The organism is Oribacterium sp. P9 (genome assembly GCF_046365365.1).
Lineage (GTDB): Bacteria > Bacillota > Clostridia > Lachnospirales > Lachnospiraceae > Oribacterium.
In genome coordinates, this window is the sequence record NZ_JBKEIS010000030.1 from 1 (window position 1) to 7,479 (window position 7,479).

The 7,479-nt window shown below is 40.3% G+C and carries 10 protein-coding genes; 8 read left to right on the forward strand and 2 right to left on the reverse strand.

Translation table 11 applies throughout. From position 1 onward, the window contains the following. Positions 1-369: 369 nt before the first annotated feature. Positions 370-2,226 (forward strand): cell envelope integrity protein TolA, encoded by a 1,857-nt coding sequence (locus ACK8P7_RS10595; protein WP_410044169.1) that lies wholly within the window; start codon positions 370-372, stop codon positions 2,224-2,226. A gap of 74 nt (positions 2,227-2,300) precedes the next feature. Next, a complete protein-coding gene (locus ACK8P7_RS10600) occupies positions 2,301-2,633 on the forward strand; it encodes a hypothetical protein (RefSeq protein ID WP_410044170.1) in 333 nt (110 codons plus the stop codon). An 11-nt stretch (positions 2,634-2,644) separates the two neighbouring features. Here the strand turns inward: ACK8P7_RS10600 and ACK8P7_RS10605 are convergent, their stop codons facing one another. Beyond that, complete coding sequence (locus ACK8P7_RS10605) at positions 2,645-2,851, reverse strand: hypothetical protein (protein ID WP_410044171.1); 207 nt, start codon at positions 2,849-2,851, stop codon at positions 2,645-2,647. Between the two features lie 125 nt (positions 2,852-2,976). On the opposite strand from ACK8P7_RS10605, the gene ACK8P7_RS10610 reads away from it, so the two are divergent. After that, positions 2,977-3,138 (forward strand): hypothetical protein, encoded by a 162-nt coding sequence (locus ACK8P7_RS10610; RefSeq protein ID WP_410044172.1) that lies wholly within the window; start codon positions 2,977-2,979, stop codon positions 3,136-3,138. A gap of 119 nt (positions 3,139-3,257) precedes the next feature. Here ACK8P7_RS10610 and ACK8P7_RS10615 read toward each other — a convergent pair whose 3' ends face one another. After that, complete coding sequence (locus tag ACK8P7_RS10615) at positions 3,258-3,533, reverse strand: hypothetical protein (RefSeq protein ID WP_410044173.1); 276 nt, start codon at positions 3,531-3,533, stop codon at positions 3,258-3,260. A 391-nt stretch (positions 3,534-3,924) separates the two neighbouring features. Between ACK8P7_RS10615 and ACK8P7_RS10620 the strand changes: the two genes are divergently transcribed. The 5 genes from ACK8P7_RS10620 to ACK8P7_RS10640 all read left to right on the forward strand — a co-directional run. Beyond that, entirely contained in the window at positions 3,925-4,905 is a 981-nt protein-coding gene (locus tag ACK8P7_RS10620; protein WP_410044174.1) for a helix-turn-helix domain-containing protein, read from the forward strand. Positions 4,906-4,998: 93 nt separating this feature from the next. Further along, positions 4,999-5,397: a MerR family transcriptional regulator gene (locus tag ACK8P7_RS10625; protein WP_410044175.1), complete on the forward strand. Its 399-nt coding sequence runs from the start codon at positions 4,999-5,001 to the stop codon at positions 5,395-5,397. Continuing rightward, positions 5,394-6,683 (forward strand): flippase, encoded by a 1,290-nt coding sequence (locus ACK8P7_RS10630; RefSeq protein WP_410044176.1) that lies wholly within the window; start codon positions 5,394-5,396, stop codon positions 6,681-6,683. Before ACK8P7_RS10625 ends, ACK8P7_RS10630 begins: the two co-directional genes overlap by 4 nt. A 77-nt stretch (positions 6,684-6,760) precedes the next feature. After that, positions 6,761-7,156 carry a UDP binding domain-containing protein gene (locus ACK8P7_RS10635; RefSeq protein WP_410044177.1) on the forward strand — a complete coding sequence of 132 codons (396 nt, stop codon included), beginning with the start codon at positions 6,761-6,763 and terminating at the stop codon, positions 7,154-7,156. 36 nt (positions 7,157-7,192) lie between these two features. Beyond that, positions 7,193-7,479 (forward strand): polysaccharide biosynthesis protein (locus tag ACK8P7_RS10640; RefSeq protein WP_410044178.1); only part of this gene is annotated, 287 nt, incomplete at its 3' end.

Sequence of the window (7,479 nt, forward strand, 5' to 3'; positions counted from 1 at the left end):
GTTTTGCATCGGAAAGCGGCCGCTCAAAAACGGAACAGCGACCGCTGAGCTCTGTAAACTGCACTTTTACGGAAATTTTTAAATAATGCCTTAATTCTCTTAATAATTTACCTGTTTCCATCCTCTTTATTTTACCAAAAAACACTCCAATTGGAGTGGGGAGAAAAGAAGTGGTGAAGAAAGCACCACAAAGAAAAGAAAGAAAAAAACCACACCGGAAGGTGCGGAGAAAAAGAAAAAGATGAGAAGCTCATCGGAATAAAATCTGGTGGGCTTCATTTTTTTAGCACTAAAAACATGGAATGTCACGGAAACTATTGAAAAGCAAAAATAAATAAGATAAAGTAAGGACACAAGGAGGTAGGGACCATGGGAAGACCAAAAAAGAATCCGGATTACAATCCTGAAAGAGCCAGAGATGAATTGGTGAAGGCTGTATCTGATTTTTATCTTAATCCACCTAAAGAGGATTTTAAAGGGAAAGATGGCAAGACCAGGATGAAGAACATGGAGCTGGAGTTCGGCCTATCCATGGGGAAGATCAGAAAACTCCTGGTGACTGGTGGTGTGTATTCCTTTGAGAAGGACGGAGTGGATTTGGTTGAGCAAATAGCGGGGCTGAGAGAAGAAGGCCTGAGCGATAACGAGATAATGGAAAAGCTCTCCATCAAAAAGAGCCTGCTCAATGCACTCACACCATATCAGAGAGGAACGTACAACGCCGACTTTACCGCTGACGGTTATGACATTTCCAACGTCTCCACCGAGGCAAGGAGAAAAAGAAACCAGCGGAAACGTGACAAGATGAAAGAGACAAATGTGGTGGAAGACCACGAAAAAGAAATAGAGGAGGCCAAAAGACAAATGGATGAGAAGAAGTACCCAGGAATGACACCTGAACAGATAGAAGAAGAGAAAGCAAGACGCAGGGCCGAGAATGAGGCCAGACACCAGGCCAACCTCGAAAGAAAGAGAAAGTACCGGGAAAGAAGAGCTATGGAGGACAATACTCCAGAACCGCCAAAACCGCAGCCTGCAAAACCACCTGTCACATCTGATGCGATTTTAGAGCTGATAGAAAAAAATGATAAAACGCTTGATCATTTAAAACAGATGCTTGAAATGAAAAAGGCTGAAGAACAGCAGGAGAAAAGTAGAATCGAAAAAATCGACGAATACACCTACGCTCCTGCAATTGATGAAGAAGAGGATGACGATGAGTTATATAAAAGACTTGTTGAGTTCGTGTCCAGACAGGAAGAAGTTGTCCTTCCTGAAATAGATGAAGAAACGCTTGGTACAAGATGGCCGTCTAAGAAGAAGGTAAGAGGCAGACCGGTTGGTGATTTCCTGTTTGCTCCGGATACCTCGCATGCATTCCTTCTCCCAAATGGCAAGACCGTCAAAGTGGATGAAGGCGGAGCAATCGGGGTGTTTGATGCAAACCACGAGAAGCATATCTTTGTCTTTGAGATTATGGGCCCGACAGTAGATTATATCTTCAAAGCGATTGAAGTAAAAAAGCTGAAGAAGAATGGGAAGGTCATGGCAGGCCAGCCTGATACAGAATACGAGTTCACTGTTATGGGAAAGTTGGAGGACCAGGAAGCCTGCTGCGCAAGACTGATCGACAAGGTAATCATCAGCCTGCAGAACCTCTCCATCCATAGGTCTGGAAGAACTAAGTTAGGGATAGATTCACCTGACCAGTACTTGACCGACAAATACGTTCTTGCTGTGAACGAGACTGGTTTGGCCATGGTGGAGTATGATGGCATCCGGATTGATGGACATTTATATTCTCCAGAGGATGCATTTAAACTGCTCTGTCCATACGAGGGAAGCGAGCTCCATTTCGCTCTAAGAGATTCATCTGACAGCGAGCCATTCACAAATGACACAGTGCTCTATCCGGTAGAAATGAATATAGATACATTTGTGGATGAGCTTGCAAAAATAATGATGGTCGTCAGTGACAAGCATGAAGGAAAGTTCATCAAGAAGGAAGATGTACCTTATCTTGATATTCTGATGGGCGACTTATTAAAAAAGCTGAACTTCTACTTCATGAACGAAAACAGGCAAGAGGCAACGGAAATAGCTGAAGGATTGATAGATATTCTTAACAAAATAGGAACGGATAGCCCGGTATTCCCTGTATATCAGATTAAGCTGATAAGGGACGCTGTGACGGTACCGTGGAAGAAAACAGGGGAAGAATTATAAAAAGTGGTGGAGAGATACACCACAAAATGGAAACCGCGTTTCCATAAATCGTGAAGAGATTATGGTAATATGGAGTGGCGGAGAAAGAAGGTAAAAAATTAGTGGTAGAATTCGAAAAAGTGCTTGCCACCGCTTTGGAGCAGAAGAAGATATTGATAGTCGAGGGAAAGGTGGACTTCGACACAGCAGATGCGGATGTGGTTGACTGTGCAAAATGGAAAGTGCTGGAGATACGGAGATACACCGTATTCAAGAATGCGGAATACCTGAACAAGGTAGACCTTGCGGTCATACGCCAGAACTGGGAGGATACAGATTATCCCGTTGTCATCTGGTCCAATAAAAAGCTGGGGAAGAAGATTGATACTCATCTGAAGTGGAGAGCGCTATACTTTAAGGGAGAATAAAAACAGGAGGACTAGTTCCTCCTTTTCAGTTCCTCATTCTCCACCATCAGTTTGAAGAGCTCATCTTTTAAAGCCCGGACTGATTCATCCAGTCTTTTGTTTTCTTCCTCTAAGTCCTTGACCCTGGCTTTCAGTTCCTTGTTTTCTTTATCCAACTCACAGTTGGCTTTTCTGATTATTCTGTTCTCTTTGCTGATTCTGCTCTCTTGTTCATTCATACTCTCTAATTATACCAAATGGTTTGGTGTTTTTTTCGGGATGGATGATAGTGGTTGTTTTTGGGGAAGATTAGAGGCTGGATGAAGAGGTGGAAGAACCGGGGAGGATGGTGTATTATATTGGCATGGAAGAAAAGAAGCCACACTGGATACATGATGAAGTCACTGATTCAACCTCAGTGACGGGGAAAAAATACCTCGTCAGCTGCACTTGCTCTGAATGTGGATATCACGCAAACATGGAGAAGTCTATCTGCCCTCAATGCAAGGCGAGGATGAAGGATTAAGGAAAAGGTGGGAAAGAACCCATCGAAGAATAAAAACGTGGGTAGAGCCCACTAATAATAAGAATAGAAGCCCTCTGGCTTGTGATGGTAGTTACCATTTACAGGCTGGAGGGCTTTTTTTATTTTTCAATCAAATCGGTCAGACATCTCACCAAGTTTTCACTCATGTTGAAAGGATCAAAGTTCTCATCAGCCAGTTTAAAGGCTCTGCAGATGCTTTCATCTTTTTCGGAAAACAGCCGGATGCTTCTTCTTAATGCGTAGAGAGACAACATTCCCAGGTACTCTTTGCTTGTGTTTCTGATCACATCAGTGTTCCGGAGTAAATCATCCACAGCGATGGCGACATAGGCTTCCGGATCGTATGCGCTCAGTCCATAGTCGGATGGCAGCATAAATAATCACCCTTACCAATCTTAACATAAAAGCCTTCTGGCTGTTGTGGTATTTCCACTTCAAGCTGGAGGGCTTTTTTTTCGTTTTAGCTATCCATTCCATCAACTCACCAAACCAACACCACACAAAACCCTAACCATTGGTGGAACAAGATATAGGAACAGGAACAAGTTTTTCTATTATGATTTAACGTGTATCTAATATATAAATATACACCTGTGCACGCATATACGCGCGTAAGGGTATATAGAGACACTTGTGTCACTTGTGGACTTGTTGCCAAATAATTTCATCGCTTTTATTATTAAGATGTATTGTAAAAATACAATATGTATTGTAAAAATACAAAACTGTAATATATAATATATTTGACAATGAGGAGGATGCCACATGAAAGGATATAAATTCACAAATAAATCTCCCGAGCCAGAGTTTATCACAAGGTGCTTGATCAGGGATAAGAAGTCCCTGTTGGAAGTAAGCCGACTTATAAAGAAGCAAACACTGGATGGACTTAAGAGGGAAAACAAGCACTCTATTGCTTACTACGATGCGATGCAGTCACTACTGGAAGGGTTTATTCAAAGTATCAAGGATATGCCAATAATGACGATAACTGATCCCTGGTGGCATTATTCAATAACCAAACTTTTCGATGGTATTAAATTGGACGTATGTACACTATTGGAACTTTCTTTCCGGGTTGATGATGATGGTAACGTACATTCTCGCGGGCTTACCTCTTCAGGTAGCTACGAGGTTATTAACAGAACATTTAGAAAACTGACGGTTGAAGAATACGCGAAAAAGTATGGTGTAGAGGAAGTCACCGTTAGGCAATGGATACGTAGAGGAAAACTTAGATCAGCGGAGAAGATAGGGAAGGAATGGAAAATACCAGAATCAGAAGATATTCCAAAGAGAGGATATGAGACAGGTATTTATTCTTTCAATCGTGAATACTTCAGGAGAAGAGATGAGATTCCTTTAGAACCATATCCATTCTTGAGAGATACGGAAAACATAACTATATTCCAAAACGAGGAAGATAAAAACATATTTACTGTGATGTGTGAAGTATGCAGCTCATGGGAGCCCATGACTCTACAAATGAATACTAAGGAGAGAGAAAAATTAGAGTTGTTTTTGATTTCTACTCCATATTTTAACAGCAATGGAGCTATGTCGGAAGGCACCAGTACTTACTCCACGAATAATGGAATGTCTTTTTTCTCCTATTTTAGGAGCGGGGTGACATTGGAAGACCTGGAAAAGACAGGTCCTGGCATCGAAGCTGACAATCAGTTCAATCTTAATATGAAACTTGACGGGTTCGTTATTGACGACGACAAGGTATGGTTTAAAGGGTGAGTTAAATTTTTTACTGTTTTGGTGAAAAAACTGTTGACAGGGGTGTTTATCCCCCGGTTTATCCTTGTGTTGCAAGCAAAGGAGAATAACAAAATGAAAGCGAAAGAGATAGAAGAAATGTATGGAATTTCCAGTCAAAAGATTAAAGACTATAAAAAGGCGGGGGTATTTAGTTCTGCATCTGCCACGTCTAATGGAAAGGCCATCGATTACTCTGCTGAGGATGTGGAAACTCTTGTGAAGATTAATGTCCTAGGGAAAGCAGGTTTAACTATAAAAGACATCGGTGAAGTCCAAAATGGTGAATGTAATGTAGATGGTTCAGCAGAATTTCTGAGACAAAACAGTAAAGATGAAATAAAGGCACGGATATTGAGTTTATATAAGGATAAAGATAAGTATAAGAAAATGGCTGAGGCGGCATGGAACCGGGCACGATATGAGTTTTCATATAAGGAGATAGCAAAGAGGGCAATAGGATTAGATAGATGACAAGTAAAATGGAAAGATTATTTCGAAATAAGGAAATAAAAAATGCAGGATGGCTAATCGGTGGAAGAATCCTACAGATGGTTTTATCATTATTTGTAGGTGTATTAACAGCAAGGTATCTTGGACCAGGAAATTATGGGTTAATAAGCTATGGTGGCGCATATGTGTCATTCTTTTCTTCTTTATGTTCACTCGGTATTAATTCTGTCATAATCAAAGACTTTGTAGATAATCCCGATGAGCAGGGCGAGGCAATTGGGTCTGCTCTGCTATTGAGATTTGTCTCCAGCGTTTTATCCGCTTTAATGATTATCGGAATAGTCTCGATTGTTGATAAAAACGAGCCTTTGACTATTGCTGTAGTAGCATTATGCAGTTTAGGCTCAATTTTTCGTATTTTTGAAACTTTTAATTTTTGGTTTCAAAATCAGTATAAATCCAAAGTAACTGCTCTAGCAACACTATGTGCGTACATTGTTACATCAGCATATAAGATTCTGTTGTTAATTATGGGAAAGGATGTGCGTTGGTTTGCTTTCGCAACTTCTGTGGATTACATAGTGATTGCGATTTTTTTGTTTATATCCTATTTGCGACATGGAGGCACAAAGCTAAAATTTTCATTTCGAAAATCTAAATCACTTTTGTCTGTCAGCTACAACTATATACTTTCCTCTATTATGGTTTCGGTTTACGGGCAGACAGATAAGTTGATGCTTAAACAGATGATGAATGAGAGTGAAGTGGGATATTATGCAACTGCAACAGCAATATGCGCCATGTGGACTTTTGTTTTACAAGCGATTATTGATTCCCTTTACCCATCAATATTACGATTAAAGAACGAAAGTCAAATGGCTTATGAAAAGAAGAACAGGCAATTGTACGCAGTAGTGTTTTATGTATCATTCATTGTTTCACTTGTGTTTGTTTTTTTTGGACGTTTTATTATCGGTATTCTATATGGAATGGATTATTTGCCTGCTGTACCTGTTCTAAAAACGGTAACATGGTATACTGCATTTTCTTACTTGGGTGTTGCAAGAAACGCATGGATTGTATCAGAAGGGCAGCAAAAATATCTCAAATATATATATATGTGTGCTGCTGTTACGAATGTTTTCTTAAACGTTTTATTAATTCCGTGTATGGGAGCGGTTGGTGCGGCGTTGGCTTCACTTGCAACAGAATTGCTTTCTAGTATCATTTTGCCATTGTTTATAAAAAATTTATCACCCAATGCAAAATTAATGATTGAAGCAATATGTCTCAAGAATATTAGGTAGATAATTATATAGAACCCTACGACAATTAATACTTTTATTTCTGTTTATGTTTAAATAATGGCCGTATCATCAAAAAGATGATTGAAGCGGGTCAGGCTCCAAAGAATTCCAAGGTAGTAATTCTTGGTCTTACCTTCAAGGAGAACTGCCCGGATACCAGAAACAGTAAAGTGGACGATATCATTAAGAGATTAAATGGATACGGCATTACCCCTGTGGTTGTCGATCCTTGGGCCAGCGAAAGAGATGCCATGCATGAATATGGTGTGACTCTGACAAAGCTTGAAGACGTGAAGGATGCCGATTGCGTTATCGTTGCAGTTGCTCACAATGAGTTCAGAGCTATGAGCCTTGCTGATATTAAGGCGCTCTTCAAAGACGGCGCGGATGATGAGAAGGTTCTGTTGGATGTAAAGGGGCTCTACAAAGTAGATGAACTTAACGCATCTGGCATGAGATGGTGGAGATTGTAATTTAATACAATGGATAATTGAAGGAGATAAAAGACAATGAGTCTATTTAAGGATAAAACGTTAATGATCACCGGTGGAACTGGTTCTTTTGGAAATGCTGTTCTCAACAGATTTTTACAGACCGACATCGGAGAAATCCGTGTATTCTCACGCGATGAAAAGAAACAGGATGATATGAGACATGACTTCCAGGTGAGAATGCCTGAAGTTGCAGAAAAGATTAAATTCTATATTGGAGATGTAAGAGATCTTCAGTCTTGCAAGCTTCCATCGAGAGACCTTCTGTGTCATCTTGATCAGGATGCGAAGATCTGCCCACAATG